This is a genomic window from Pseudomonas sp. PB3P13 (assembly GCF_054897735.1).
Map to the genome: position 1 here is coordinate 418,109 of NZ_CM142702.1, position 27,000 is coordinate 445,108.

The 27,000-nt window shown below is 58.2% G+C and carries 25 protein-coding genes, 1 tRNA gene and 3 pseudogenes; 16 read left to right on the forward strand and 13 right to left on the reverse strand.

All coding sequences use genetic code 11. The features are described from left to right. Window positions 1-70: 70 nt before the first annotated feature. Window positions 71-958 carry a LysR family transcriptional regulator gene (locus ACYZT1_RS01950; RefSeq protein ID WP_462019171.1) on the reverse strand — a complete coding sequence of 296 codons (888 nt, stop codon included), beginning with the start codon at window positions 956-958 and terminating at the stop codon, window positions 71-73. 139 nt (window positions 959-1,097) lie between these two features. On the opposite strand from ACYZT1_RS01950, the gene lysM reads away from it, so the two are divergent. Then, window positions 1,098-1,547, forward strand: a complete 450-nt coding sequence (lysM, locus tag ACYZT1_RS01955; protein WP_462017421.1) for a peptidoglycan-binding protein LysM — start codon at window positions 1,098-1,100, stop codon at window positions 1,545-1,547. Between the two features lie 88 nt (window positions 1,548-1,635). Here lysM and yrfG read toward each other — a convergent pair whose 3' ends face one another. Next, window positions 1,636-2,298 carry a GMP/IMP nucleotidase gene (gene yrfG / locus ACYZT1_RS01960; RefSeq protein WP_462017422.1) on the reverse strand — a complete coding sequence of 221 codons (663 nt, stop codon included), beginning with the start codon at window positions 2,296-2,298 and terminating at the stop codon, window positions 1,636-1,638. Between the two features lie 90 nt (window positions 2,299-2,388). On the opposite strand from yrfG, the gene nudE reads away from it, so the two are divergent. Together nudE and cysQ are read left to right on the forward strand one after the other, a co-directional pair. Further along, window positions 2,389-2,955: an ADP compounds hydrolase NudE gene (nudE, locus tag ACYZT1_RS01965; protein WP_462017423.1), complete on the forward strand. Its 567-nt coding sequence runs from the start codon at window positions 2,389-2,391 to the stop codon at window positions 2,953-2,955. Next, a complete protein-coding gene (gene cysQ, locus ACYZT1_RS01970; protein ID WP_462017424.1) occupies window positions 2,952-3,779 on the forward strand; it encodes a 3'(2'),5'-bisphosphate nucleotidase CysQ in 828 nt (275 codons plus the stop codon). Before nudE ends, cysQ begins: the two co-directional genes overlap by 4 nt. A gap of 96 nt (window positions 3,780-3,875) precedes the next feature. Here cysQ and ACYZT1_RS01975 read toward each other — a convergent pair whose 3' ends face one another. The 4 genes from ACYZT1_RS01975 to rfbC form a co-directional block, all read right to left on the reverse strand. Then, window positions 3,876-4,331 carry a thioesterase domain-containing protein gene (locus ACYZT1_RS01975; protein WP_462017425.1) on the reverse strand — a complete coding sequence of 152 codons (456 nt, stop codon included), beginning with the start codon at window positions 4,329-4,331 and terminating at the stop codon, window positions 3,876-3,878. Window positions 4,332-4,371: 40 nt separating this feature from the next. Next, complete coding sequence (locus ACYZT1_RS01980; protein WP_462017426.1) at window positions 4,372-5,766, reverse strand: sigma-54-dependent transcriptional regulator; 1,395 nt, start codon at window positions 5,764-5,766, stop codon at window positions 4,372-4,374. Then, window positions 5,763-7,571, reverse strand: a complete 1,809-nt coding sequence (locus ACYZT1_RS01985) for a sensor histidine kinase (protein WP_462017427.1) — start codon at window positions 7,569-7,571, stop codon at window positions 5,763-5,765. Before ACYZT1_RS01985 ends, ACYZT1_RS01980 begins: the two co-directional genes overlap by 4 nt. 105 nt (window positions 7,572-7,676) lie before the next feature. Further along, a complete protein-coding gene (gene rfbC, locus ACYZT1_RS01990; RefSeq protein WP_462017428.1) occupies window positions 7,677-8,222 on the reverse strand; it encodes a dTDP-4-dehydrorhamnose 3,5-epimerase in 546 nt (181 codons plus the stop codon). A 365-nt stretch (window positions 8,223-8,587) separates the two neighbouring features. Between rfbC and ACYZT1_RS01995 the strand changes: the two genes are divergently transcribed. The 6 genes from ACYZT1_RS01995 (at window position 8,588) to ACYZT1_RS02020 (ending at window position 16,157) form a co-directional block, all read left to right on the forward strand. Further along, complete coding sequence (locus ACYZT1_RS01995) at window positions 8,588-11,500, forward strand: aminotransferase (RefSeq protein WP_462017429.1); 2,913 nt, start codon at window positions 8,588-8,590, stop codon at window positions 11,498-11,500. 207 nt (window positions 11,501-11,707) lie between these two features. Beyond that, window positions 11,708-12,586 carry an N-carbamoylputrescine amidase gene (gene aguB, locus ACYZT1_RS02000; protein ID WP_462017430.1) on the forward strand — a complete coding sequence of 293 codons (879 nt, stop codon included), beginning with the start codon at window positions 11,708-11,710 and terminating at the stop codon, window positions 12,584-12,586. A gap of 4 nt (window positions 12,587-12,590) precedes the next feature. Beyond that, a complete protein-coding gene (gene aguA, locus ACYZT1_RS02005) occupies window positions 12,591-13,697 on the forward strand; it encodes an agmatine deiminase (protein ID WP_462017431.1) in 1,107 nt (368 codons plus the stop codon). 244 nt (window positions 13,698-13,941) lie between these two features. Then, entirely contained in the window at window positions 13,942-14,154 is a 213-nt protein-coding gene (locus ACYZT1_RS02010) for a hypothetical protein (RefSeq protein ID WP_462017432.1), read from the forward strand. A gap of 350 nt (window positions 14,155-14,504) precedes the next feature. Then, window positions 14,505-15,791 carry an OprD family porin gene (locus tag ACYZT1_RS02015; RefSeq protein WP_462017433.1) on the forward strand — a complete coding sequence of 429 codons (1,287 nt, stop codon included), beginning with the start codon at window positions 14,505-14,507 and terminating at the stop codon, window positions 15,789-15,791. 96 nt (window positions 15,792-15,887) lie between these two features. Then, a complete protein-coding gene (locus ACYZT1_RS02020; RefSeq protein ID WP_462017434.1) occupies window positions 15,888-16,157 on the forward strand; it encodes a Fic family protein in 270 nt (89 codons plus the stop codon). Between the two features lie 434 nt (window positions 16,158-16,591). Here the strand turns inward: ACYZT1_RS02020 and ACYZT1_RS02025 are convergent, their stop codons facing one another. After that, a complete protein-coding gene (locus ACYZT1_RS02025) occupies window positions 16,592-17,167 on the reverse strand; it encodes a TetR/AcrR family transcriptional regulator (RefSeq protein ID WP_462017435.1) in 576 nt (191 codons plus the stop codon). Window positions 17,168-17,313: 146 nt separating this feature from the next. Here ACYZT1_RS02025 and ACYZT1_RS02030 point away from each other — a divergent pair, with 146 nt between their 5' ends. The 5 genes and pseudogenes from ACYZT1_RS02030 to ACYZT1_RS02050 all read left to right on the forward strand — a co-directional run. Next, window positions 17,314-18,414, forward strand: coding sequence for an alkene reductase (locus tag ACYZT1_RS02030; protein ID WP_462017436.1), 1,101 nt, complete (start codon window positions 17,314-17,316; stop codon window positions 18,412-18,414). A 71-nt stretch (window positions 18,415-18,485) separates the two neighbouring features. Beyond that, window positions 18,486-19,274 (forward strand): SDR family NAD(P)-dependent oxidoreductase, encoded by a 789-nt coding sequence (locus ACYZT1_RS02035; protein WP_462017437.1) that lies wholly within the window; start codon window positions 18,486-18,488, stop codon window positions 19,272-19,274. Window positions 19,275-19,321: 47 nt separating this feature from the next. Continuing rightward, the gene (locus tag ACYZT1_RS02040; protein WP_462017438.1) at window positions 19,322-20,191 is read left to right on the forward strand and encodes an alpha/beta fold hydrolase; all 870 of its coding nucleotides are present in this window, start codon (window positions 19,322-19,324) and stop codon (window positions 20,189-20,191) included. A 76-nt stretch (window positions 20,192-20,267) separates the two neighbouring features. After that, complete coding sequence (locus ACYZT1_RS02045) at window positions 20,268-21,266, forward strand: NADP-dependent oxidoreductase (protein ID WP_462017439.1); 999 nt, start codon at window positions 20,268-20,270, stop codon at window positions 21,264-21,266. Between the two features lie 23 nt (window positions 21,267-21,289). Next, a pseudogene (locus ACYZT1_RS02050) lies at window positions 21,290-21,655 on the forward strand (transposase domain-containing protein); the annotation flags it as partial. 104 nt (window positions 21,656-21,759) lie between these two features. Here ACYZT1_RS02050 and ACYZT1_RS02055 read toward each other — a convergent pair. Beyond that, window positions 21,760-22,695: an aromatic alcohol reductase gene (locus ACYZT1_RS02055; protein WP_462017440.1), complete on the reverse strand. Its 936-nt coding sequence runs from the start codon at window positions 22,693-22,695 to the stop codon at window positions 21,760-21,762. A 42-nt stretch (window positions 22,696-22,737) separates the two neighbouring features. On the opposite strand from ACYZT1_RS02055, the gene ACYZT1_RS02060 reads away from it, so the two are divergent. Beyond that, window positions 22,738-23,181, forward strand: a complete 444-nt coding sequence (locus ACYZT1_RS02060; protein WP_462017441.1) for a winged helix-turn-helix transcriptional regulator — start codon at window positions 22,738-22,740, stop codon at window positions 23,179-23,181. A gap of 27 nt (window positions 23,182-23,208) precedes the next feature. After that, window positions 23,209-23,307, forward strand: a pseudogene (locus tag ACYZT1_RS02065) (3-oxoacyl-ACP reductase); the annotation flags it as partial. A gap of 46 nt (window positions 23,308-23,353) precedes the next feature. Here ACYZT1_RS02065 and ACYZT1_RS02070 read toward each other — a convergent pair. The 5 genes and pseudogenes from ACYZT1_RS02070 to ACYZT1_RS02090 all read right to left on the reverse strand — a co-directional run. Further along, window positions 23,354-23,714: pseudogene (locus ACYZT1_RS02070) on the reverse strand (transposase domain-containing protein); the annotation flags it as partial. 143 nt (window positions 23,715-23,857) lie between these two features. Further along, window positions 23,858-23,933, reverse strand: a tRNA-Thr gene (locus ACYZT1_RS02075). 428 nt (window positions 23,934-24,361) lie between these two features. Next, window positions 24,362-25,591 carry a methyltransferase gene (locus tag ACYZT1_RS02080; RefSeq protein WP_462017442.1) on the reverse strand — a complete coding sequence of 410 codons (1,230 nt, stop codon included), beginning with the start codon at window positions 25,589-25,591 and terminating at the stop codon, window positions 24,362-24,364. Beyond that, on the reverse strand, window positions 25,572-26,261 hold the full coding sequence (locus tag ACYZT1_RS02085) for an ABC transporter permease (protein ID WP_462017443.1): 690 nt from the start codon (window positions 26,259-26,261) through the stop codon (window positions 25,572-25,574). The genes ACYZT1_RS02080 and ACYZT1_RS02085 overlap by 20 nt, the downstream gene beginning before the upstream one ends. Then, window positions 26,258-26,953 carry an ABC transporter permease gene (locus ACYZT1_RS02090; protein WP_462017444.1) on the reverse strand — a complete coding sequence of 232 codons (696 nt, stop codon included), beginning with the start codon at window positions 26,951-26,953 and terminating at the stop codon, window positions 26,258-26,260. The genes ACYZT1_RS02085 and ACYZT1_RS02090 overlap by 4 nt, the downstream gene beginning before the upstream one ends. Between the last annotated feature and the right edge of the window lie 47 nt (window positions 26,954-27,000).

Consider the following 27,000-nt stretch of genomic DNA (forward strand, 5'->3'; position numbering starts at 1 on the left):
GCTTTAAGCCTAGGCGCGTCAATAGGTCGCGTCTAATCGCTAATACTGATGTACCGATAGATGACGTCGATCAAGAGTCGGCTGGCGATTGCTGATAGAGCGCAAAACACGCTTCCGCCAAGGCTGATCGAGGCGCACTGCGACGCATGATCAACCCCAGCCGGGCGAGGGTTTGCGCGTTTTCAATCGGCTGCAGACGCAAATGATCGGTGAGATTTTCCAGGCCGCCGTCCAGCGGCATCACGGCGCAACACAAGCCGCCGTGCACGGCTTGTAAAAGTTGATGCACGGCGTCGGTTTGCAGCAAAGGCTGCGGAGTCAGGCCTCGGCTGTGAAAATTGTGGTCGATGGACTGGCGGAAGTGCATGCCGCTGGTCAGCATGCCCAGCGGCAAGTCAATCAACGCTTCCCAGCTCAGCGGTGCCTCGCCGAAGCTGAAAAAGCGTTGATCGTACAGCAGGCCCATACGGGTTTCGCTGAAAGCCAGCGAGTCAAAACGTTCGCTGTCCAGCCGGTCCAGATACGACACACCGAGGTCGAGACGGTTATTGGCCAGTTGTTCGAGGATCTGTTCGGAACTCAATGCCGACAATTCAAAGCGCAGATTCGGGTGCTCGGTGTGCAACCGTTGCATCAACAGCAGTGGATCGAAACTCGACAACGGCACCACACCTAAGCGCAATGTACCGACCAGATTGCCCCGACACGCTGCGGCTTCGGCCTGCAAACCATCGTAAGCCGCCAGCACCGTGCGCGCCCATGCCAGCACACGCTCGCCCGGGGCGGTGAAACTTTCGAAGCGCTGACCGCGATTGACCAGCGGCAGTTCGAGTTCTTCTTCAAGGCTGCGCAACCGCATGGACAGTGTGGGCTGAGTGATGTGACAGCGCGCCGCGGCCTGGCCAAAATGGCGGGTTTCATCGAGAGCGATGAGGAATTTCAGCTGCTTGATGTCCATCTTCGCTCCATGGGCGCGGTAAGGGTCGGATTCTAGCGCTTGCACCGGACGGACGTCATTGATCGGTTTGGAACCGCGCATTGCAGGCTTGGTCTAGTCTTTGGCGTCCGGACACCTTAAATACCATGGAGAGCACACGATGAGCCTTTTCAGCTTTTTGAAAGATGCAGGTGAGAAAATTCTCGATGCGTTGACGCCCGACAAGGCCGAAGCCAACAGCGAGGCATTGACCAAGCACGTCAAGGATGCCCTGACAGGCATCGACACTTCCAAGATTCAGGTGAAAGTCGAAGGCGAGAAAGTTATCGCTACCGGCGAAGCGTCGACTCAGGAAGAGAAGGAAAAAATCCTTCTGGCGCTGGGCAATGTGGCGGGTATCGACGGGGTTGATGACCAGATCACCGTCACCGGGCCTGTCGCTACAGCTGCGAAGTTCGTCACTGTAGAGAAGGGCGATACGCTGAGTGCCATTTCGAAGCGTGTCTATGGCGATCCGAACAAGTATCAGAAAATCTTTGAAGCCAACAAGCCGATGCTAAAAGACCCGAACAAGATTTACCCAGGCCAGTCGTTGCGTATTCCTGAGTAATCTTTAAATCCGCGTGATAGCAATCGCGGGCAAGCCTTGCGCCCACAGGTTTAGGAGCAAGGCTTGCCCGCGATGCTGCTGACGCGGTCTAAAGCCCGGCAATCAACTCCCGGTAATCTCCCACCGCCGCAAACTCCCCCGTATCTTTTGGGCCTTTACGACTGTCCGGCTCACTCACTGCCAACAAATGCGCCACCCCGAACGCCCGCGCACTGCGCAGGATCGGCAACGTGTCGTCTATAAACAGGCTGCGAGCCGGGTCGAAGTCGAGGTCCGCCTGCAAGGCATGCCAGAATTGCGGGTCTTCTTTAGGAAAGCCGTAATCGTGAGAGCTGATCAACCGCTCGAAGTACGGCGCCAGCTCGATCCTTTCCAGTTTCAACGACAGAGAATCACGGTGCGCATTGGTGATCATCACCACGCGTTTGCCGGCCTTTTTGATTGCCGCAAGAAAGGTGTCGGCATCCGGGCGGAGCGCAATCAGGTGTGCCGTTTCCAGTTTCAGCTCGCGCACCGGCAACTTCAGTTCGGCGCTCCAGAAGTCCAGGCAATACCATTGCAATTGGCCTGCATGCCGCTCGAACAGCGGCTGCAACTCCATTTCTGCCATCGCCCGACTCACACCATGCAACTCGGCGTAGCGTTGAGGCAGGTGCTCGAGCCAGAAATGGTTGTCGAAGTGCAGGTCGAGCAACGTGCCGTCCATGTCCAGCAAAACGGTGTCGATTTCATGCCAGGGCAGGGCGGACATAAAAAACATCTCCAGCGGTAAAAAAGATAGGCGGGGTCAACAATCAGGATAGGCCGGGTATAGTAACCCGCTATCGCCAAGGAGCCCCTCATGCGCCAGAAACCCACCATCCTCGCCCGCGAGATTGTCGCCGCCAGCCGGTTGTTTTGCGTTGAAGAGCTGAAGTTGCGTTTTTCCAACGGTGTTGAGCGTACTTACGAGCGATTGGTCGGCAAGGGCGCCGGTTATGGCGCGGTGATGATCGTGGCGATGCTCGATGCGGATCACGCGGTGCTGGTCGAGGAATACTGTGGAGGCACCGATGAGTATGAGTTGTCGTTGCCTAAAGGCCTGATCGAGCCTGGCGAAGATGTGCTGGCGGCGGCCGAGCGTGAGCTCAAGGAAGAAGCCGGCTACGGCGCACGGCAACTGGAACATCTGACCGAGCTGTCGTTGTCGCCCGGTTACATGAGCCAGAAAATCCAGGTGGTACTGGCCACTGATTTGTACGAAGAGCGACTCGAGGGTGACGAGCCAGAGCCGATGGGCGTTGAGACGATCAATTTGCGCGAGTTGTCGGCATTGGCGCAGAACCCGAAATTCACCGAAGGCCGTGCCTTGGCGGCGCTGTATCTGGCCCGGGATCTGCTGACTCAGCGTGGGGTCTTCCTGCCATGAATTTCCCGCACCCGTTGATGGCACCGGTTATTGAACTGGCGCTGAAAGCTGGCGAGGCGATCCTGCCTTTCTGGCGCACCAACACCGAGGTGACTGCCAAGGCGGATGACTCACCTGTGACGGCTGCCGACCTGGCCGCTCACCATCTGATTCTCGCAGGGCTGACGGCGCTGGACCCCAATATTGCGGTGTTGTCCGAGGAAGACGCAGACATTCCTCAGAGTGTCAGAGCCGGATGGCAGCGCTGGTGGCTGGTCGATCCTTTGGACGGCACCAAGGAATTCATTTGCGGCAGTGAGGAGTTCACCGTCAACATCGCGCTGATCGAGCAGGGCAGGGTGGTGTTTGGTGTGGTGACGATGCCGACCAATGGACGTTTCTACGTCGGCGGAACCGGTCTGGGGGCTTGGCGAGGTGATTACGGCAGTGAACCGAAGCCGATTCAGGTCCGCACGGAGCCAGGCGCGGGTGAGCGCTTTACGGTGGTCGCCAGCCGTCGGCATTCAAGTCCCGAGCAAGAGCGATTGCTGGCGGGGCTGAGTGACAGTCTGGGTGAACTGAAATTGGCCACTATTGGCAGTTCGCTGAAGTTCTGTCTTTTGGCCGAAGGGGCGGCGGATTGTTATCCGCGTCTGGCGCCGACTTCGCAGTGGGATACGGCTGCGGCGCAGGGAGTGCTGGAAGGTGCGGGGGGTGAGGTGCTCGATCTTGGCGGTGCGTCGTTCAGCTATCCGGCGCGGGAGTCATTGCTGAATGAGTTTTTCCTGGCGCTGCCGGCTAAAGCGACCTGGCGTGGCAAGCTGCTGGAGCTGGCGCGCAGCTGAGGGTCAAGATCGCAGCCTCGCTTCGCGAGACAGCCCCTACAGTCACGCCGTGTTCTCGCAGGAGCTGTCTCGCGAGCGAGGCTGCGGACTTTTCCATTAACGATGCAGAACGAACTGCCCGGTAAACCTCACAGCATCTTCATCACTGTCGGCATTCACGATTCTTGAATGCAACGTCAGCCGCGCTCGCCCATAACGCTCATACATCAGCAAAAACTTCTTCCATACGGCCGCACTCGGCGCCTGACAGATGGCAATCGCATCGGTCGTCACCGGCAGTGGATAACTTATCTGACCTTCCTGAATAACAATGTGGCCGTCCTCAATTCCTTCTTCGCGCAGGCGCAGATGCAGCCAGCCCCAACCGGCCAGAACTGCGCCGCAATACAAACTGCCGCCGAACATGGTGCTCTTGTGGTTGACGTTGGCTGCCAGTGGAAGATGCAGGCGCAGTCGTTGATCCTGCCAGCCGAGCACCTTGAGACCCATGTCCCGTGTCAGCGGAATATCGTTGTGCAGGATGTATTCCAGATCGCTGCTGTCGCGGTTCATGTGCGGGCCTTGTGTGTGAAGGGCATGATTGGACGGTAGCTCAATCAGATTCATCGGCGTGGCTGCCGGCGCCAGCGTCGGCGAAATTCAACCCGTGCTTGCGCAATTTGTCGTGCAAGGTTTTACGCGGTATCCCGAGGGCTTCGGCGAGGCTGCGCACCGAGCTGTGGGAGCATGCAAGTTCGGCGGCGATCAAGGATTTTTCGAAATTCTCGACTTGCTCGCTGAGGCCGCCGCCGACCGTCGCCACCGTCACGCCGACTGCGCCGTCCTGCGCGCCGTCATCCAGTGCCAGTTCCAGACCCAGGGCAAACCGTTCCGCCGCATTTTGCAGTTCGCGCACGTTGCCGGGCCAGGTGTGACGCAGCAACGGCGCGCGGTGGCCGGGTTGTAGTTCTTGCGGCGGCAGACCGTGACGGGCGCTGGCCTCGTCGGCAAAATGCTGAAACAGCATGAGTGCGTCTTCGCCACGCTCGCGCAGTGGCGGAATACGCAGCGGTGCGACGTTCAAGCGGTAATACAAGTCGGCGCGAAAACGCCCTTGGTCTGCAGACTGGCGCAGGTCTTCCTTGGTGGCGGCGATGATGCGGATATCCAACGGGATGAGTTGATTACCCCCCAGGCGTTCGACGACGCGCTCCTGCAGCATTCGCAACAATTTGACCTGCACATCGAGGCTCATGCTTTCGATTTCATCGAGAAACAGCGTGCCGCCGTTGGCGAATTCGAACTTGCCGATGCGACGTTTTTGCGCGCCAGTGAAGGCGCCCGGCTCGTGTCCGAACAGCTCGCTTTCCACCACCGATTCAGCCAGTGCCCCGGCGTTTATCGCCACGAACGGACCGTTACGCCGGTTCGACAGGTCATGCAGCGCACGGGCGACGACTTCTTTGCCGGCGCCGGTTTCACCCAGAATCAGCACATCGGCCCTGGTCGCCGCCAGTGCGCCGATCTGCTCGCGCAGGCGTCGCATGGAAGGCGAATGTCCCACCAGGCGAGTGCTGAGCTCATTGCGATCGCTCAGGGCCAGGCGCAAGCTGCGGTTATCCAGCACAAGTTGGCGCAATGCCAGAGCGCGGCGAACGCTGTCGAGCAGGGCGTCGCTGGCGAAAGGTTTTTCCAGAAAGTCATATGCCCCGGCGCGCATGGCCTGGACCGCCAGCGGCACATCGCCGTGGCCAGTGATCAGCAGCACTGGCAGCTCGGGGTCTTGCGCATGCAGTTCGCTCAGCAGCTCGAGACCATCCATGCCCGGCATGCGGATGTCGCTGACCACCACGCCCGGCCAATCGCGTTCGAGTTGCGCGGCCAGCCCCTTGGCCTCGGCGAGTGGCAAAATCTTCAGGCCGGCCAGATCCAGCGTCTGGCTCAATGCCTGGCGCAGATGCGGATCGTCGTCGATCAATACGACCTGGATGCGGTTATCGATGCTCATGCACTTCGGTCCTCGGACGGTTGCAGGCTTACGCCCGGAGCGCCTGCGCGCAATTTCAGAGTGATCAGGGCGCCGCCGTCCTTGTGATTGGCGAACGACAACTCACCGCCGAACGCACGCATCAGGGTTTCGCAGATTGCCAGCCCCAGGCCAAGACCCTGGGTGCGGGTCTTGGTGGTGTAAAAAGGCTCACTGGCACGACCCAGCGCTTCCATGCAAAAGCCCGGGCCGTTGTCGCGAATGTACAGCGTGACGCCGTCGGCGGTGGACTGCGCGCTCAACCAGAGTTTACGTGGCGGGCCTTTTTCCGTCAGGGCGTCGAGCGCGTTCGCGAGCAGATTGCCGAGCACCTGCCGCAGACGGGTCTCTCCCGCTTCGACCCACAACGCTGCGGCGGGCAGGTCGCGGACCAGCTCGACTTCCATGCTCCGTCTGCGTTTGGCCAGTAGCGCCAGGGCGTCGTCGAGTGCCGGTTGCAGGGCAACGCTTTCCGGAGCGTGGCGGTCGCGACGGGCGAAGGCACGCAGGTGAGCAATGATCGACGACATTCGTCCGGTCAGTTCGCTGATGAGTTTGAGATTACCCCGTGCGTCGTCAGTGCGCTGATGATCGAGCAGCACCTCGGCGTTTTCCGCATAGCTGCGAATCGCTGCGAGCGGTTGATTGAGTTCGTGGCTGATGCTCGCCGACATCGTGCCCAGCGCCGACAACTTGCCCGCCTGCACCAGATCATCCTGAGCGCGGACCAGTTCCTGCTGGGCCTGTTCGCGTTCCAGCACTTCTTCCTTGAGCCGACGGTTGAGGCCTTCCAGATCGCTGGTCCGCTCGGCAACCCGGCCTTCCAGTTCACGCCGGGCCTTGGCCTCGAAGGCGATACGTTCGAGGTAATGCCGGCGCCGCTGCATCATCAGGCCCAGCAGTAGCATCAGCACCAGCAGGGTCGCGGCGCCGATTGCCACCACTGTTCGCACCGGCCGATCGATCAGGGTGCGGGGCGCGAGGATGCTGACGCTCCAGCCTGTCTCATCGATCTGTTGCGTCTGGGTCAGCCAGGCGCCCGAATTGAGATTCAACGGTTTCGGATCACGGGTTGGATAGGGTTGAATGGCGATGATCGCTTTACGCTCCGCGTCGCTCAAGAGACGGGTCGCGCGGAATCGCCATTCTGGCCGAGACGTGAGGATGACCACGCCGTTGTGGTCGGTCACCAGTAGTTGTTCCGGGGTTTTGCCCCACAGGCTTTCGGTGTGGTCGAGGTCAACCTTGACCACCAGCACGCCGACGATTTTCTCCCGGTCACGCACCGCCGCAGCAAAGAAGTAACCACGCTTGGCCGAGGTCGTGCCCAGCCCAAAGAAGCGTCCCAGACGCCCGGCCATTGCTTCGCTGAAATAAGGACGGAAGGCGAAGTTGCGCCCGACAAAACTGTCGTGCTTGTCCCAGTTGGACGCCGCCAGCGTTTTGCCCGCGGTGTCCATCAAGTACATGACTTCGGCGCCGGTCTGCGCGCTGATGTTCTTCAGGAATCGGTTGGCATTGCCTTGTGTCACGCCGTCGTCCGGCGCCGCGAGAGCAGCACGCAGGGCGGGCAAGTCGCCGACGATCTGTGGCAATACTTCGTAACGGTGCAGGGTGCCCAGCAGGTTGGCGACATACAGATCCAGCGTCTGCCGATTTTGCCCGGCCAGTTCACTGCGGTAATACCGCTCGGCCAGATGCTCCAGCGGCCACAGCAAAGGCGCCAGACATAGCGCAAGCAAGGCCAGGCTGCGCCAACGGGGTCTGCGGGGGAGGGTTGGAGTCATGAGCATCGAGCGCCTGTGGGTACAGGCGCATTATGCCTAGGCTTGCGAGCGCAGTCTGCGCGCCGTGGCCAAGGCAGGTGCCGAGGTGAAATTTCGCACAACGATTCAGGAAAAGACTTCAGCGTCCTTGAAGAGCGCAGCGACTTGATCCTTGCCGGACAGTTGCGGTGCTCCGTCCAGTTGCCAGTCTATCGCCAGATCGGGGTCGTCCCAGCGAATGCTGCGCTCGGCGGAGGGCGTGTAGTAATCGGTGGTCTTGTAAAGAAACTCGGCGAAATCGCTCAGTACCACAAAACCATGGGCGAAACCTTCTGGCACCCACATTTGGCGACGGTTCTCGGCGGATAGCCGCACGGCGACCCATTGGCCAAAATGCGACGAGCTGCGGCGAATATCCACCACCACATCGAGCACTTCACCAGCCGTCACTCGAACCAGTTTGCCTTGAGTGTTTTCCAGTTGGTAATGCAGGCCGCGCAAAACGCCTTTTTGCGAACGGGAATGGTTGTCCTGAACAAATTGCACATCCAGCCCCGTCGCTTCCTTGAAAGACCGGGCATTGAAGCTTTCATAAAGGAAGCCGCGCTCGTCACCAAATACCTTGGATTCAAGGATCAGAACGCCGGGCAGGTCGGTCGTGACAACATTCATGTGATTCTCCAGCAGTAGGCATCAATGGCCGACATTCTTGCGCAAGGAGCCGGCCGATGCGAGTACCAATGTTCAGGGCTAGCGGGAGACCTGGTCAGTCGACTTCGCCGAAGTACCAATGCTAGAACTCATGAGGCGGCGTCGAGTCATGCGAGGGCTCATTCCTTTACGGTTGTAAAATCCTTGGCGCAGAGACTGAAGCGCGGACAAGAAGAAGGCAATCCGAGATTCATGTAGGAAAATTCGGACGGAGGGCCGATGCCCGCGCGCCGTGCTCCAGACTCTCTGCAACCGGTATAAGGTACTTGCGCATCGTCCAAAGCAGTGGCGATATAAGCGCCTAATAACATTTCAGGGGTCGTTGCATGCCGCTCGCCACGTTGATTCATCGCGCCAGTTTGCCAAGCCCGCAGGTTACCGAGCAGCAGGCGCTGGAGCTGCTTGCAGAGCATTACGGGATAAGCGGCAGGCTGCACGCATTGGGCAGTCAACAGGACCTCAACTTCCGGGTCGACAGTGAACAAGGCCGGTTCATCCTGAAAATCTGCCGGGGTGATTATTCGGCGCTGGAGCTGCAGGCGCAGCATGCCGGGCTCAAGCATCTGGCAGAGCATTCCAGTGTCCCTGTGCCGAAGGTGATCCCGGGCAAGGCCGGTGAAGATCTGCTGTCGCTGGTGGTCGCTGATCAGGTTTTGCATGTACGCCTGCTCGAGTACATCGATGGTCAGTCACTGACGCACCTCGATCATCTGCCCGGTCCGGTGGTGGCGGGTTTTGGGCGGCTCTGCGGCGAGATGGCCCTGGCCCTGGCCGGCTTCGATCACCCCGGACTCGAACGCACCCTTCAATGGGACGCTCGTCACGCCAACGCGTTGATCGCTCACTTGTTGCCGGTGATTACCGATGATCTGCAGCGAGCGCATATCACCAGGGTTGCCGAAAAGGCCAAGCGGCATCTTCAGCCCTTGATAGAAAAATTGCCGGTGCAGGCCATCCACATGGACATCACCGATGACAACGTCGTCTGGCAGCGCAATGCCCAACGGCAGCGGCAACTGCAGGGCGTGATCGATTTCGGCGACCTGATCCGTACCTGGCGTATCACCGATTTATCGGTCACTTGCGCAGCCCTGCTGCATCACGCTGCGGGTGATCCTTTTTATATCCTGCCGGCAATTGAGGCCTATCACTCGGTCAATCCGCTGCAACATGAGGAATTACTGGCGTTGTGGCCGTTGATCATCGCGCGGGCGGCGGTGCTGGTGCTCAGTGGCGAACAGCAGGTCAGCATTGATCCGGGGAATCAATACAGTCGTGACAATCTGGTTCACGAGTGGGAAATCTTCCGTGTGGCCACCTCGGTGCCATTGGAACTGATGGAGGCAGCGATCCTCCGCTCGGTCGGGCAGAGTTTGCCGGGCCTGGAAAGCGAAGTGTTTGCACCGATGCTGCCAAGCCTGGTGGGGCGTGAGTTTGCTCTCATTGATCTTGGTGTACTCAGCGCGCATTTTGAGGCGGGAAACTGGGAAGAAGCCGGTATCGACCAGCGTCTGCTGAGCGAAGCTGCGACAGCGCATGGCTTGGCGGCGAGTCGTTATGGTCAGTACCGGTTGTCACGAACTCGCCCGGACAGTGCTGCGGAACCGGACACCTTTGCATTACATGTCGAGTTACGGGTGCCCCACGGCACCGAGGTAGCCTCGCCGTTTGCTGGCGAGCTTCATCAGCCGGCGGCAGGTGTGCTGCACCTGGATGGCCCCCAACTGAGCGTGCGAATGTCGGGCGTGACCCCATCGCCGCACACGGGGGAAGCGTTGGCCGCCGGCCAGGTATTGGGGACCGTCAGCGGACCTTTGACAGTGCAACTGTGCCGTGGCCCTGTGCCGGATTCACCGCTGTTCTGCACACCATCACGCGCGGCAGCCTGGCAGACGTTATGTCCGTCACCCGCGATGTTGCTGGGGCTCGCCTGCGACGCCGAGCCCGAGCTCGACGCCCAGACATTGCTGGCGCGTCGCGATGCCAGTTTCGCGCGTACCCAGAAGCATTATTACCTGGACCCGCCGCGCATCGAACGCGGCTGGCGCAATCACCTGATCGACATGCAGGGCCGCTCCTACCTCGACATGCTCAACAATGTGGCAGTGCTTGGTCATGGCCATCCGCGCATGGCCGCCGTCGCCAGTCGCCAGTGGTCGTTGCTCAACACCAATTCGCGATTCAACTACGCAGCTGTTGCCGAGTTTTCCGAGCGCTTGTTGAAGTTGTCGCCCGACTCCATGGACCGGGTCTTCCTGGTCAACAGCGGCAGCGAAGCCAATGACCTGGCCATTCGCCTGGCGTGGGCTTACAGCGGCGGACGCGACGTGGTCAGTGTGCTGGAGGCTTACCACGGCTGGACGGTGGGCGCGGATGCCGTCTCGACCTCGATTGCCGACAATCCCAAGGCATTAAGCAGTCGTCCAGACTGGGTGCATCCGGTGCCGGCACCGAACACTTATCGCGGTGAATTCCGGGGAGCAGACTGCGCGCCGGACTATGTGCGCAGCGTCGAGCACAATCTGGCGAAAATCGCCTCGCAAGGTCGCCAGCTCGCCGGTTTCATCTGTGAACCGGTGTACGGCAATGCCGGTGGTATCTCGCTGCCGGCGGGTTATTTGAAGCAGGTCTACGGGTTGGTCCGCGCCAACGGTGGCGTGTGCATTGCCGATGAGGTGCAAGTGGGCTATGGCCGCATGGGCAAATTTTTCTGGGGTTTTGAGGAGCAGGGTGTAGTGCCCGACATCATCACCATGGCCAAAGGCATGGGCAACGGACAACCCTTGGGCGCGGTGATCACTCGCCGGGAAATCGCCGAAGCGCTGGAGGCCGAGGGTTATTTTTTCTCGTCGGCGGGTGGTAGTCCGGTCAGTTGCCAGATCGGCATGGCGGTGCTCGATGTCATGGAGGAGGAGAAACTTTGGGAAAACGCCCAAGTGGTCGGCGGTTATTTCAAGAAACGTCTTGAAGCGCTGATCGATATTCATCCGTTGGTGGGCGCAGTGCACGGTTCCGGTTTTTATCTGGGTGTCGAGCTGATCCGCAATCGTGAGACCCTGGAACCGGCAACGGAAGAAACTACGGCACTGTGTGATCGGCTCCGGGAACTGGGAATTTTCATGCAGCCGACGGGGGATTACCTCAACGTCCTGAAGATCAAGCCGCCCATGGTGACCTCGCGTCGAAGTGTGGATTTTTTCGTCGATATGCTGGCGAAGGTATTGGACGAAGGCTTGTAGGGTAACGATCAAATCTTCCAAGAAATATCGATTGTTATCGGGGAAAATAGACCTATTAGAATGTAATCGTTCATAAATTCCTTTTAAAGTCGATTTTTATCGGTTATAAAGTGGCCATTGCACACTGGCGACTGCAGCTGCCCGTGCGTCCGTTTCTGTCATGGTCGACGCCAGCATCGACCCATCGCCACTGCCCGGAGATGATTCATGAGCCGTATCGTTACCGTTGCCGCCACCCAGATGGCCTGTTCGTGGGACCTTGAAGCCAATATCGAGACCGCCGAGAAGCTGGTTCGCGAGGCTGCAGCCAAGGGTGCTCAGATCATCCTGATTCAGGAACTGTTCGAGGCGCCGTATTTCTGCCAGAAACCCAATCCGGATTACTTGCAACTGGCAACGAGGGTGGAAGAAAACGTCGCCATCAGGCACTTCCAGAAAGTCGCCAGGGAACTGCAGGTGGTGCTGCCAATCAGCTTCTACGAGCTGGCGGGCCGCGCGCGTTTCAACAGCATCGCGATCATTGACGCCGACGGTTCCAACCTCGGGATTTATCGTAAAAGCCATATACCGGACGGACCGGGCTATCACGAGAAGTACTATTTCAATCCTGGCGATACCGGCTTCAAAGTGTGGAACACCCGTTACGCGAAAATTGGCGTGGGCATCTGTTGGGATCAGTGGTTTCCGGAGTGCGCGCGGAGCATGGCGTTGCTGGGGGCGGAACTTCTTTTTTACCCGACCGCCATCGGCAGCGAGCCCCATGACAAGACCATTTCCTCCCGGGACCATTGGCAACGCGTGCAACAAGGCCATGCCGGTGCCAACCTGATGCCGCTGATCGCCAGCAATCGCATCGGTAACGAAGAGCAGGATGGCTACGACATCACGTTTTATGGCTCTTCATTTATCGCCAATCAGTTCGGCGAGAAGGTACAAGAGTTGAATGAGACCGAAGAAGGCGTGCTGGTTCATCGCTTCGATCTTGATGAGCTGGAGCATATCCGCAGTGCATGGGGATCGTTCCGTGACCGCCGCCCCAACCTGTATGGCACACTGAAGACCCTCGACGGTTCCCTGGAGTCCTGATCGCATGACCACTTTGAACAGCACCCCTCGCGCTGATGGCTTTTACATGCCGGCCGAGTGGGCGCCGCAAACCCAGACCTGGATGATCTGGCCGGAGCGCCCGGACAACTGGCGCCTGGGCGGCAAACCGGCGCAAGCCGCACACGTCGCGGTGGCAAAGGCCATCGCGCGTTTCGAACCTGTGACCGTGGCGGTATCTGCCGGTCAGTACGAAAACGCTCGCGCCCGTCTCGACGTGCCCAACATTCGGGTCGTCGAAATGTCCAGCGACGACGCTTGGGTCCGCGACACGGGTCCGACGTTCGTGATCAATAACAACGGTGAAGTCCGCGGTGTGAACTGGGATTTCAACTCGTGGGGTGGTTTTGATGGCGGCCTGTACTCGCCCTGGAATCGCGATTCCCAGGTCGGTGGCAAGATCCTCGAAATCGAACGCAGCCAGCGCTATCGCACCGAGGGCTTCGTGCTCGAAGGCGGGTCGATTCACGTCGATGGTGAAGGCACGCTGATCACCACCGAAGAATGCCTGCTCAACCGCAATCGCAACCCACACATGGACCGTGCAGAAATCGAAGCGGTGCTCAGCGCGAATCTGGCTGTGGATAAAATCATCTGGCTGCCTGACGGTTTGTTCAACGACGAGACCGATGGGCATGTGGATAACTTCTGCTGTTACGTGCGCCCAGGCGAAGTATTACTGGCCTGGACCGATGACCCGCAAGATCCGAACTACCCACGTTGTCAGGCTGCAATGAAAGTGCTGGAAAGCAGCACCGACGCCAAGGGGCGCTCGTTCATCGTGCATAAAATGCCGATTCCGGGTCCACTGTACGCAACCGAAGAGGAGTGCGCCGGTGTCGATCCGGTAGACGGCACACAGGAACGCAATCCAAGCGTGCGGTTGGCGGGGTCATACGTGAACTTCCTGATCGTCAACGGCGGCATCATTGCGCCGAGTTTCGACGACCCGATGGATGGCCCGGCCAAGGAAATTCTGCAGAGTTTATTTGCGCAGCACGAAGTGGTGATGGTACCGGGTCGTGAACTGTTACTGGGAGGCGGGAATATCCACTGCCTTACCCAACAACAGCCCGCTCCGCACAAAGAGTGAGTGCCGTCGTAACAGCCTGAGCGGATTGAAGAATCAGCCTTTGTGCAGTGTCAAATGCAACGCGTGGAAGAAACCCGCAGCCCGTCAGGACTGCGGGTTTTTTTGCAGGTGTCATTCATCGGAGCCAGCAGATTGGCACAGCTCTTGAATCAGTCCTAACGTGAAACAGGTGAGGGGGAGAACTTCGTTGTTCTGTCATAAACCTCGGATAAGTTAGCCGCTCACAACCCAGGAGAGAGCGCAAATGAACGCCGAAGTGAACGTAATGGGCGAGCGGGCGTTGCATCCCTTGGCAGTAAACAGCGAATCGCTCCAGATTCTGGCGCACTGGTTGAAATCCAATGGAACGCGTCAGCTCAGGAAACCCGATCCGCGCCGGATGATCATCGAGCGCTACCCGGCCGGTTTTTTCAGTGAAGCAGAACTGGATGCATTGCGGGATGTAATGGAAGGATAGCTAGCACAACGGCTTGATCGGAGCGCTGCCGGGATGGCAGCGCTTTTTTTTACTTCGGAAGTTTCCTCCGCAAAAACAGCTAGTCGACTCTTGCGGTCGGGAACAGTGTCGTTTCTTAGACGATTTCGACCTATTCTCAGATGATTCATGAAATTGACACATGGCAAATGGCGCGACTAGGATTCGCTCCAACGCCTGTGGCGAACCGCCATGCCCGAAAAAATAATAAAAAGGCCCGCCATGAATTCTCGTGCGCGGGCCTTTTTGTTTCACGGTGAAAAAAGAGTGCGATAGCGCCGTTTCAACCGTTCGACGCAGTGCGTATCAACCCGTAATCAGGAAAAGAATAAATGTTGACTAAGCGGATCAGCTTGATCGCTCTGGGGATGTTGAGCGCTACACAGGCCATGGCAAACGACCAGGCCGAATCCAGGGGATTCAAAGAAGACAGCAGCCTGAAAGTGCTGCTGCGCAATGCTTATATGAATCGAGACTACAAGGACACGCGTGAGGACAAAGCCGAGTGGGGCCAAGCCGCCATCGGTACGTTCTCGTCCGGTTTCACCCAGGGCACCATTGGTGTCGGTGTGGACGCTTTTGGTCTGTACGCACTGCGCCTGGACGGCGGCAAGGGTCGCACGGGCGCACAGGGCATCGATTTTTTCAAAAAGGGTGAAAGCGGCAACGCGGCCGACGATTTGTCCAAGGCGGGCGCGGCGGTCAAGTTCCGTTTCTCCAGCACGACGTTGACGTACGGTGATCAGATGCCGTCCCTGCCAGTGCTGAGCTATGACAACGTGCGTCTACTCCCGGAAAGCTACACCGGCACTTTGATCACCTCGAAAGAGATCAAAGGCCTGGAACTGAATGCCGGTCGTTTCACTGCCGAATCGCGCAAGAGCGCTGAAGGCCGTGACAGCGGTGGCTTGAAGTCGATCAATGTGTTGGGCGGTAGCTACCAGTTCACCGAGCAGTTCAAGGCAGCGCTTTACGCCTCCGATGTTGAAGATGTGTTGAAGAAGCAATACGTAAATGCCAATTACGTGTTCCCGATCGACAAGGATCAGTCGTTGACGCTGGACTTCAACGGCTACCGCACCAAACTGGACGAGTCCTACGTCCGGGAAAGCGGCGCCACCGGCGACGATAACAAGATCTGGAGCCTGGCAGCCGTGTTCGCTACCGGCCCGCACTCGTTCACGCTCGCGCACCAGCGCAGCACCGGTGACAGCAACCTTGGTTATGCCTACGGCGGTTATCAGCGGGACCAGGGTCGCGTCGGCGACGGCGGCAACACCATCTACCTGGCGAACTCCTACTGGTCCGACTTCAACGCCGAAGACGAACGCAGCTGGCAGCTGGGCTACGGCCTCGACTTCACCCACTTCGGTGTGCCAGGCCTGACCTACAACTTCGCTTACGTGCGTGGCGACAACATCACCACCTCCACCAGCGAAGGCGGCACAGAGCGCGAAATCTTCAACCAGTTCAAGTACGTCGTACAAACCGGCCCGGCCAAAGACCTCAGCGTCCGGCTGCGCAGCTCGGCTCTGCGCGTGTCGCAGAAATCGAGTGAATACAACGTCAGCGGTAACGAAGTACGCGTGTTTGTGGATTACCCGATCAACGTTTTTTGATGATTGGTTGAGTTTGTACAAACTCGATAAAACCCCGAATGGTTCGGGAAAGGCATTCGTGTCTTTCTGAATCGCACTCGAGGGCAATCCCCGGTCATGCGCAGTGCTGTAGCAGCGTTCGCGTTCGTTTATATCCATCCGCTGGCCGATGGCAACGGCCGGGTCCATCGCTTCCCGATCAACGATATTCTGCGTCGTGATGGAGCCATTCCAGACCCGGTGATTCTTCCGATTTCAGCTGTTATCACCGACGACTCTGCTGAGCGGCGTCTGTATGACAGCGTGCTGGATCAGGTTTCAAAACCGCTCATTGCATGGCATACGAGACCAGGTGGCATTCGCCAGTACTCGTACGCAATATCCTGATGGCGTGGTCTCGAATATTGAATTTACCGGCGAGGATCAAGCCCGCCGAGTGTGGCGCTAGCCGAACCTGGGGCCGCATGTTGTTTTCATGTCCAATGTCATTCGCCGCACCATCACCGAACAGATGCGTGAAGAGTCGCGGTATTTGCGCGCTCAGATAAGGGCCAGACAGGCAATCAAGGAAGTCGTGTGGGTGGGGGGCAGAGTGCGGGGCACTGAGAGCGCAATTATCTGAATACAGAAACATCAAAGCCCTCGTATGAGGGCTTCGTTGTTGGACAAGCTGACAGACTGTCCGTAGGAATCTCTGACCGTAGAGAATAGGCAGGAATCCGCCAAAGGCTGCCGTGGCGACAGGCGTGTCGTCCAACGACGAAATGAACGCGAGTCAGTGCGCTTTGTGCGACATCCATCTGACCCCTCTACGACTGAATCTAAGATTGAATAGATAATGATGCGGTCATTTGCGCGTGACACACCGCCAGAATTTCATCGGCCAACGCCGAGTCGTCAGGACAGGCGCGCGATAACATGATCGCGCCGACCGCTCGCGCCAGCAGGTCGATCATTTTCACCCTCGCCTCACTCGGCGCCGCATCCGGCCCGGTCCGGTATTTTTCGCCGAGCGTTTGCAACGTGCGCTCGATGCCTTCAGCGAATGCCGACTTCAAATCGCCCGACTGACGCGCCGCGTCACCGCACAACGCCGCCATGGTGCAACCCGTGGCGCGCCCGTCGCGATGATCCCTGGACACATACACATCGATGAAATCCTTCACGCTCAAAGCTTCGGCGCTGGCCAGTGAGTGCGCAAGACTGTTGGCCGAGGCTTCGGCCATCAGGTCAGCCTTCGAACCGAAATGTTTGTAGAAACCGCCATGAGTGAAACCGGCGGCGGCCATCAGGTCGGCCACGCCGACACCGTCAAAACCGCGCTCGCGAAACACGACTGAGGCCGTTTCGACGATGTGCTCCCGATTTGCCTGGGCCTGGGCCTTGGACACTCGCATGTTCGATACCTCGCTACCGCTGAAATTCATCGGCTGATGATACATAGATGTTGATCATAATCAAAATCGTTGACAGTTTAGATTTCGATCATCATCCTAATCTCAAACGATATGACCATTTACCAACGGGCACGGAACAAACACCCATGAGCGACCTGAATCTGTTTACTCCCTACATGCTTGGCGCCCTGACGCTGTCGAACCGCGTGGTTCTCGCTCCACTGACGCGCAATCGCGCAGGCCAAGGCTTTGTGCCGAGTGAGTTTGCTGCTGCCTATTACAGCCAGCGGGCCAGCGCGGGCTTGCTAATTTCCGAAGCCTCGCAGATCTCGCAGCAGGGACAGGGCTATCAGGATACCCCGGGCATTTACACGCAGCCGCAGATAGAGGGATGGCGCAAGGTGACCGATGCCGTGCACGCCAAGGGCGGGAGAATTTTCCTGCAACTGTGGCATGTGGGCCGTGTTTCCCACGTGGATCTGCAACAGCAAGGCGCGGCGCCGGTAGCCCCTTCCGCGCTTCGTCCCGCGACCAAGGTGTTCGTCAACAATCGCTTCGAGGACGTTTCCGAGCCGCGAGCGCTGGAGACTGACGAACTGCCGGGCATCGTTAACGATTTCCGCCAAGCGGCGGCAAACGCCATTGTGGCAGGCTTCGACGGCGTGGAAATCCACGGTGCAAACGGCTATTTGCTGGATCAGTTCATCAAGGACGGCGCCAACCTGCGTACTGATGCCTACGGCGGCTCAATCGCAAACCGTGCGCGCCTGCTGCTGGAAGTGACGGCCGCAGTGGCCGCCGAGATTGGTGCTGATCGCACGGGCATTCGCCTTTCGCCTGTCTCGCCGGCCAATGGTGTATGGAGCAGTGATCCACAGGCTCAGTTCGATTACATCGTCGACCAACTCAATGCTCTGAACATCGTTTATCTGCACGTCGTCGAAGGCGCGACCGGTGGGCCACGCGACGTGGCGCCCTTTGATTTCGACGCCTTGCGCCAGCGCTTCAAGAACACTTACATCGCCAACAACGGCTATGACCTGGATTTGGCCACGGCACGCCTTGCGCATGACAAGGCCGACCTGATCGCTTTTGGCCGCCCTTTTATCGGCAACCCTGATCTGGTGGAGCGGCTCAAGACCGGTGCGCCACTGTCCGCCTTCGACCCCTCCACGCTCTACGGCGGCGGTGCGGCGGGATACATCGACTACCCGACGCATGCCGAATCAAGCGCTCCCGCGAACTAGGCACTGGCTGATCGAGCCTGGTTTTATTCGTGCATCAATCCCAATCCATGTTCCTGAGAAGAGCTGACATCATGACTACTCGCCCTACCGTTCTCATCACTGGCGCTTCCACCGGCATCGGCGCGGTTTACGCCGAGCGTTTCGCTCAACGGGGGCATGATCTGGTGTTGGTCGCCCGCGACCACTCGCGCCTGGAAGCGCTCGCCGCAACGTTGCATGACGAACACAAAGTCGCCATTGAAGTGCTTCAGGCCGACCTGACTCAACTCAGCGACCTGCACTCCGTCGAAACGCGCCTGCGGGATGACGCGCGCATCGGCATCCTCGTCAACAATGCCGGCGCCGCACAGTCCGGCAACTTCATCGAGCAAAGCACCGACAGCGTTGCGCAACTGGTGGCCCTCAACACCACCGCGCTGGTGCGGCTCGCCAGCGCCATCGCGCCACGCCTGGCCAAAGCAGGTGAAGGCGCGATCATCAACATCGGTTCGGTGGTGGGTCTGGCGCCTGAGTTCGGCATGTCGGTCTATGGGGCGACCAAGGCGTTTGTGCTGTTCCTTTCCCAAGGCCTAAGCCTGGAACTTTCGCCTCAGGGTGTTTATGTGCAAGCCGTATTGCCCGCCGCCACCCGCACGGAGATTTGGGATCGCGCCGGTATCGACATCAACACCTTGAGCGAAATCATGGAAGTGGGGGATCTGGTCGATGCCGCACTGGTTGGCTTCGACCGTCGCGAACCGGTGACCATTCCTCCGCTGCATGAAGGCGAGCGCTGGGATGCCCTGCAAACCGCGCGTCAGGGTCTGTTGTCGCAGATCAGGCAGTCCGCCGTGGCGCAACGCTATTTGACTCAAGTCTGACCCATGTCGAGCAGGTCGGCCTCGCCCCGCAATCGGACGGAGTAAACATGACCCTTATAGCTGCATGCAATCACCCAGGTTCGCAGTCGTCATTTATCAGCGCGGCGAACCAGTCGGTTCTGATTGGCGGGATACCCTTCGCCTATCGTGACCTGGGACCCAGGACGGAGGTCCCGCTGGTCATGTTCAACCATTGGGGAGCAGTGATGGATAACTTTGACCCCAGGATCATCGACGGTCTGGCACAAAACCGACGTGTCATCACTACTGATTACCGCGGTATCGGTGGCTCGGGCGGCGCCGCGCCATTGACCGTCGGTGAGATGGCTGACGATGCAATCGGCCTGATTCGTGCGCTGGGTTTTGACAAGGCTGACCTGCTCGGCTTTTCACTCGGCGGCTTCGTCGCCCAAGACATCGCCCTGAAAGCACCCGAACGAGTGCGCAGATTGATCCTCGCCGGAACCGGACCGGCCGGTGGTACAGGCATCGACAGCGTCGGTTCGGTGACCTGGCCATTGATGATCAAAGGTTTGCTGACGCTACGAGACCCCAAGTTCTACCTGTTCTTTACTACTACAGCCAACGGCCAACGTGCCGCGTCCGAGTATTTGCAACGTTTGAAAGAACGCCAGCACAACCGGAGCAAAGGCCCGACCCCCGGCGCGTTTTTTCGGCAGTTCAAAGCCATTACTGCGTGGGGCAAGCAAGCGCCGCAAGATCTCGGTCGCTTGCGGATGCTGACCCTGATAGCCAACGGGGACAACGACATCATGGTGCCCACCGTGAACTCGATTGAGCTGGCGAAGCGAATCCCCAACGCGCAACTGATCATTTACCCGGACGCCGGGCACGGCAGCATTTTTCAGCACCATACCGATTTCGTGGCCAAGGCTATGGCGTTCCTCGACTCCTGACAGCCGCACGTCTAATCGCATCAACGTTGTCGGGGCCGCGCCCCATTCTCATTCCACCGACAAGAGCAGCTGCAACATGATGGCATTTTTTATCGACCGCTATGGCAAGCACAACGGAATGATTGGGGAAGTGCCCGACCCTGCGGTTGGTGTGCATGACGTTCTGATCCAGGTGCATGCAACGAGCGTGAACCCGTTGGACTCGAAGATCAAAACGGGGGAGTTCAAACTGATCCTGCCCTATACATTTCCATTGGTATTAGGCAATGACCTGGCCGGAGTGGTCGTTCGCACGGGTTCGGCGGTGAAGCGATTCAAGCCAGGAGATGAAGTCTACGCACGTCCTCCCGAGGCACGGATCGGGACGTTTGCTGAACTGATCGCCGTGAACGAAAACGCGCTCGCGCTGAAACCCTCGAATCTCGACATGGCCGAAGCGGCTTCCATCCCCTTGGCTGTCCTGACGGCCTGGCAGGCGCTGGTTGAGACCGCCCAGGTGAAAAAAGGCCAGAAGGTGTTGATTCATGCCGGATCCGGCGGTGTCGGCACGCATGCCATCCAGCTCGCCAAACACCTCGGCGCCTTCGTCGCGACCACCACCAGCACGGCGAATGTCGAATGGGTCAAAGCACTCGGGGCGGATGTGGTCATCGATTACAAACAGCAGGATTTTGCAAACGAGTTGCGTGATTTCGATGTGGTGTTGAACAGCCTCGGCGCCGATGTACTGGAGAAATCGGTCAAGGTTCTCAAACCTGGCGGACAGCTCATTTCCCTTTCGGGGCCGCCGACCGCGCGATTTGCCCAAGAGCAAGGCTTGTCCTGGCTGCTGGGGCAAGTCATGCGCCTGCTGAGCAGCGGTATTCGCAGAAAAGCCCGCAAACATGGGGTGAGCTATGCATTTTTGTTTATGCGTGCCGACGGGATACAACTGCAAAAAATCACCTCGCTTATCGAGGCTGGCGTCATCAAACCGGTCATCGATCGTTCCTTCCCTTTTGAATCGACTGCAGAGGCGTTGCGGTACGTGGAGCAGGGCAGATCAAAAGGCAAAGTCACCGTAACAATCAAATGAGCGCACTACAAAAAATGTCAGTAGATAACGTACATGCCGCCAAGTATCAGACTCCAGCGCTTGAACCAGAGGAGCCGCTAACGCACAAGCTGTCGCGCTATCTTGATGACGGCGCCGTTCCGATTGACAACAACTGGGCCGAGAACCAGATCCGACCGTGGGCTCTTGGGCGTAAGAACTGGCTCTTCGCAGGGTCGCTACGCAGCGGGAAACGAGCTGCGGCGATTATGAACTTGATCCAGTCTGCGCGGCTGAATGGGCATGATCCATATGCTTATTTAAAAGACGTCCTCACGCGTCTGCCGACGCAGCGGGCGAGCGAGATCCAGCAACTACTCCCGCATCGGTGGACGCCTGCCCAATCTGAGCAAGGTGCGTTTACTTTATGAGGGATGTGTTGACTCGACTGACGATGCGGCGAGTGAGCGAAATCGAACGACTCCTGCCATAAGAATTGGCGTTTTTTCAGCTACTCAACGCGCGTCTGCCGACCTTAACTATGACGCAGACTTGATTGCGCCCATTGTTCTGCGTTTGTCACTGGTAATCCATGTATTGCGTTGAATGTCCTCGCCACGTCCCACGCCACACCTCGGCCCATAGCAAAAACTGCCCGGTATTTTCTTAGATTATCGTCAGGTTTTTCTGCAAGGTCTGCTAGCAACTGCTGCACGCTAAGCTCTCGGCGCTCGACTTTCCGTTCGGTGACTCGCTCAACCAAATCAGCCAACGCGCCATAGGTGAGGGTGTCACCAGCGGTGTAAACAACTTGATTAATAAGGCGCGGGCTGTGCAGCAAAATGGCGGCGGTGAGCGTGCCTATGTCTTCCGGTGTTGTTACCGTAACCTTGGTTTCAAAGCTGCCCAGCGCATTGACCTGTCCGGCGGTCAGGTCAACGACTCCGAAAGCTGGATTGAATAGGAAGCTGGTGAACATACCGGTGGAAATAATCACCCATTCAGTCCGAGATTGAGCGCGTAAAAGGTCGCGAACATCCAGTTGCTCGTCGAACAGATCTTGAGGGCTGCCACGGCCAATCAAGTCGTAATCAACGCCGAACTGCCATGGAATATAGCGTTTCACCCCAGACGTGAGCGCGGCTTCAGTCAGTTTACGCTGAGTGCCACGGCCCGCAGCAAACCCTACGCAGCTGATCACTGTTTCGAAGCGTCCCAGTACCGCAGCAAGCTCTTCGACGGAAGCATTGGTGATGTCGGCTGTCTCAATGGCAACCCCTAGCTTCCTGATGGTTTGGATATCCTGTTGTTTTTCCATGGACGAGTTCTGCACAGTGGTTTGACGCAGCAGCACAGTAATGCTCGCCGGTTCGGTTGATCGGCCGGCCAGTCCTTGCAATACGGCAAGCCCCAGTTCGCCGGCCCCTAATACCAGAATACGTTGTTTGACGTTTGAAATAGCAGCCTGCATGGTGAGCCCCTGTTTGACGTACTTGAAGCTGGGAATCTTGTCATGGACATCGAAGCGCAAAAAGTAGGTACATCGGTGATACCGAGCGGCCTGGAGGCTCAGGAAATCGTGCGGCTTTCACAGAATGCCTGTCGCGCGCTTAGCGAGGATGAGGATGGTCTCAAGCGCGATATCCTCAGCCATTCCGGTAACCGATGGTCGCTAGGCGTGGTGCATGCGCTGGGTGTGACCAGCCCCTTGCGACACGCGGAGTTACGTCGCCGATTGCAGGGCGTCACTCAACGCATGCTCACTCACACGCTGCGCCAGCTGGAGCGCGACGGGCTGATCTCTCGTTGCGATTTTGGCGAGAAGCCCTTGCGTGTCGAATATGCTCTGACCGAGCTTGGAATGGGATTATTGGTGCAGATGATTCCGCTGTGGACATGGGTGATCGAGCAGTCGGAGGGGTTTAACGAGGCACGGAAGCGTTACGACAAGCGGTAAAGATCGGATAGGTGTGTTCACCATCCGCTTAACCCGGTCGGGCATATGGGTGAGATCAGCGATATTGCGCAGGCGGTTGTTTATCTGGAGAGCGTGGACTTTGTGACTGGTGAGATTTTGCATGTGGCCTCGAAGGCCTTGGGCGGTGATCCAAAAACAGCCCTTCGCTGCAGCGCTCGGAGCCCCATTGAGCGAAGGTTTTGCGAAAAATTCCACTCGACTGGATCCGCACCAAGCCGTTTACGAGCCTCTGTCACCCCGCTACGGGCCAGCAGATGATCTGTGGCCAAGCCTTGAGCGCAGATATTGAGCCGCCTCGCGACCTCGTGCACCGGCTCGTCGCGAAACAACGCCATTCCAAGCACAAGCCAGAGCACTTGGTCGGCGGGTAAGCGCCGTCGCCTGATGGTTGCCTGGCTGGAAAGATCCAAGGCGGATGCAACCCACTCAACGGGGATATTTTGAGTGGAGGTGCTTAAGTCAGAGAAGTTGAAAAGGTCGCCGAGGTCGAGCAGATGCTGATGAACAGACATAAAAAATCCGATGCCAGATATCCGGCATCGGATTTCCGAGGAACCTCGGCGTGAGCTCAAATGCTTAAGTGAACAGCATTACGGCAGCAGGCGGGTTTCTCGGGGGTTTCAGAGATTTTGAAAGCCTTCTCTGGAACCTTGTATGGTGCCGGCACCAGGAGTCGAACCCGGGACCTACTGATTACAAGTCAGTTGCTCTACCAACTGAGCTATACCGGCGTGTTAGGGCGACGATTATAGCGATTGGAATCGTTCTGTAAACCCCTGAATTCAGACTATTTTTGCGACGGTCTCATGTAAGGCTCGCGAGCCAGGAAAACACCTCGGCGAATCCGTAGCAAGCGGCTGTTTTTCCTTTCATCGCTCAACGACTTCCAGCCAAGGAATCCCGGCGCTTGGGGCAGATAGTCGACGCTGGAAATCTGTTTATGTTGTTTCGGCTTAACGCTTATGCACAACGCGCCAAACGTATTAAAGCTTGAAAGGCGATTTTGTGGATCCGTTCTCACTTAGGACGCAAATGCCTGTTTTTGTGGTTTTTTATGCAAGTGTACGAAAACTGAACAGCGTAGTTTCAGCCATGAAACAGCTGTAAATATTGGATCCAGTATAATTTCATCAACAGAGTTATCCACAGGCTGTGGGCGTTAAGGTTTTTCTGCAAGCAGCATGAGATTGCGCGGCGTCAGGGGCGCTGCGCAGAAGGTTCCAAGGCGAATTTGGTAACCCTGCTCACGAAGGAAAAGCGCCCGATCAATGACCAGCCAGAGCTCAAGCGGGCGGCGGAAAATTCCGCGCAGCAGTTCAAGATTGCGGACCTCGGCCAATCGCTGCCAACCAGCGGCTTCAAGCGCTGTCCAGTCTCGCGCGCAGGGTGTGGATAACTCTTTCAGCGCGGCCAGATGATGGCAGTATTCAGCGAATGATTTATCCAGCCATGAGCTTGGTATTGAAGGGGTCGGTAGATATTCATCAACACCGCGCAGTTCTCGCTGCAGCAGGTCGAAACCCAGGCGCCGCGCCATTGAGGTATCACGCTGACGTCTGACACGGGCACCGGCGGTAACGGTTTCACTGGCCGGTAGCGACAGATCGTCGAGTGAAAGCTGTAAGTCGGATCTCGAACCCGCGCCGGACATCGGTTGGTAAGCCGTCTGGCTAATCCGGTTGTAACAGCAAGGTGCGATGGCCAGTTGTTTGCAACCCGCCTCGTTGGCCAGCTGGATCAGCCTTACGTGCAGATCACCGCAGGCGTGCAACGCGACTGGTGTGTGCACGGCGTTCAATAAGGAGGAAACGCCAGGCGCTAGAACATCCTGTTCGACATGCCGCGCATGCAGCTGATGACGCTGACTGAGAGCCTGCCCACTGGCTACCAATGCCGCATCGTATTCCAGGCATGTGAGCTGTTGAGAAGGTTGCAACAATCGTCGACCCAAGTGACCTTTGCCCGAACACCAATCCAGCCAATGCACCGGCGCTGCGGCAAAGATCAACCGACTGGCAAACGCCTCGATCTGCTGCCACTTGCGCCCTGGCACATCGACGTTCAGGCGATGGCCTGCCGCTTCGAGTTCAAACGAAGGCAATTCACCGACCGCACTCAGTTCCAGCGACATGGCCGCCAGGCAAGCAAAGGGTTCTGGCGCATTGAGAAGTGCAGGTTGGTTATGGGCGCTTTCAGCATCTTCCAACGACCGACGCCGTAGCCAGTCAGACAATTGCGGGCAGGACGCTTCCCAAGGCAGATGCAGATGCGTGAACGGCCGAGGCTTCCACAGCGCCTGATGCTGTGTCAGAAAGTCATCCAGCGCCATGAAGCGGGCGAGCAGCTCCTCGCCCGTCAACACGCAGGAATCAGCGTCCCTGGCAGGCATCGACGCGTAGCCAGCGCTCCAGCAGCTTGAAGCCGCGGACCAGCACAAACGCCATCAGCAAATAGAACATGCCGGCGGCGAAAAAGATCTCTACCGGCAGGTAAGTCCGGGCAATGATGGTGCGTGCCATGCCGGTCAACTCCAGCAACGTCACGGTGCTGGCCAGGGCGCTGGCTTTAAGCATCAGGATCACTTCGTTGCTGTACGCGGGCAGGCCGATGCGGGTGGCGCGGGGCAGGATGATGTAGAACATCGCTTTGGCGCGGGACATGCCCAGCGCCCGCGCGGCTTCGATCTCGCCCTTGGGAATCGCCTGAATCGAACCGCGCAGGATCTCGGCAATGTACGCAGCCGTGTGCAGCGTCATGGTGGCGGTCGCGCACCAGAACGGGTTGCGCAGGTACGGCCACATTGAACTGCTGCGAATCGCGTCGAACTGCGCCAGGCCGTAGTAGACCAGGAACAGCTGAACCAATAACGGCGTACCACGGAAAAAGAAGATGTAAGCGTAGGGAAAAGCGCGCACGTACCACAGACGCGATGAGCGCGCGATGCCCAGCGGGATCGCCAGCAGCAACCCGGCGATCACGGCGATGGCCACCAGCTCCAGGGTCAGCGTTGCGCCTTGGGCCAGTTTCGGCAGCCACTTGATGATGACTTCCCAGTTCATTGGGTGCTCCTCGCGAAGCCGCGAGCGGCGCGTTTTTCCATGAAGTGCATGCCGGTCATGGCCAGAATTGTCAGGCCCAGGTACATGAACGCCGCCACCATATAGAAGGTGAAAGGTTGCTTGGACACGGTCACGCCAATTTGTGCGTGGCGCATGATTTCTTCCAGACCGATCACCGACACCAGCGCGGTGTCCTTCATCAGAATCATGAACAGATTGCCCAGGCCGGGCAGGGCGATTCGCCACATCTGCGGCATGATCAGCTTGGTAAGGATGCGAAATTTCGACAGGCCCAACGCGACGCCCGCTTCACGGTGACCTTTGGGGATCGCCAGAATTGCACCCCGGAAAACTTCTGTGGCATACGCGCCAAAGCACAGCCCCAGCGCAATAACGCCAGCAGCGAACGCGTTGAGTTCGAGGTCGGGCTTGCCGAAAAATTCGCCCAGGGCACGCATCAGATTGACCGTGCCGAAGTAGATCAGCAGTACCCAGAGCAATTCCGGAATGCCGCGAACCAACGTTGAATACGTGCCGCCAAGCCATTGCAGCGGCTTGTACGCAGAAGTCTTGGCCAAGGCGCCGAGCAGACCGAGCACCAGCCCGAGACACAAGGCCGAGAGTGCCAGTTTCACAGTCATCAGCGCGCCAGCGGCGAGCGCGGGGCCGAATCCGTAGAGATCGATAGTCATGGAATTCTTTTCAATCGCGGCAGGCAATGCAGGGGACCGGCGCCGTC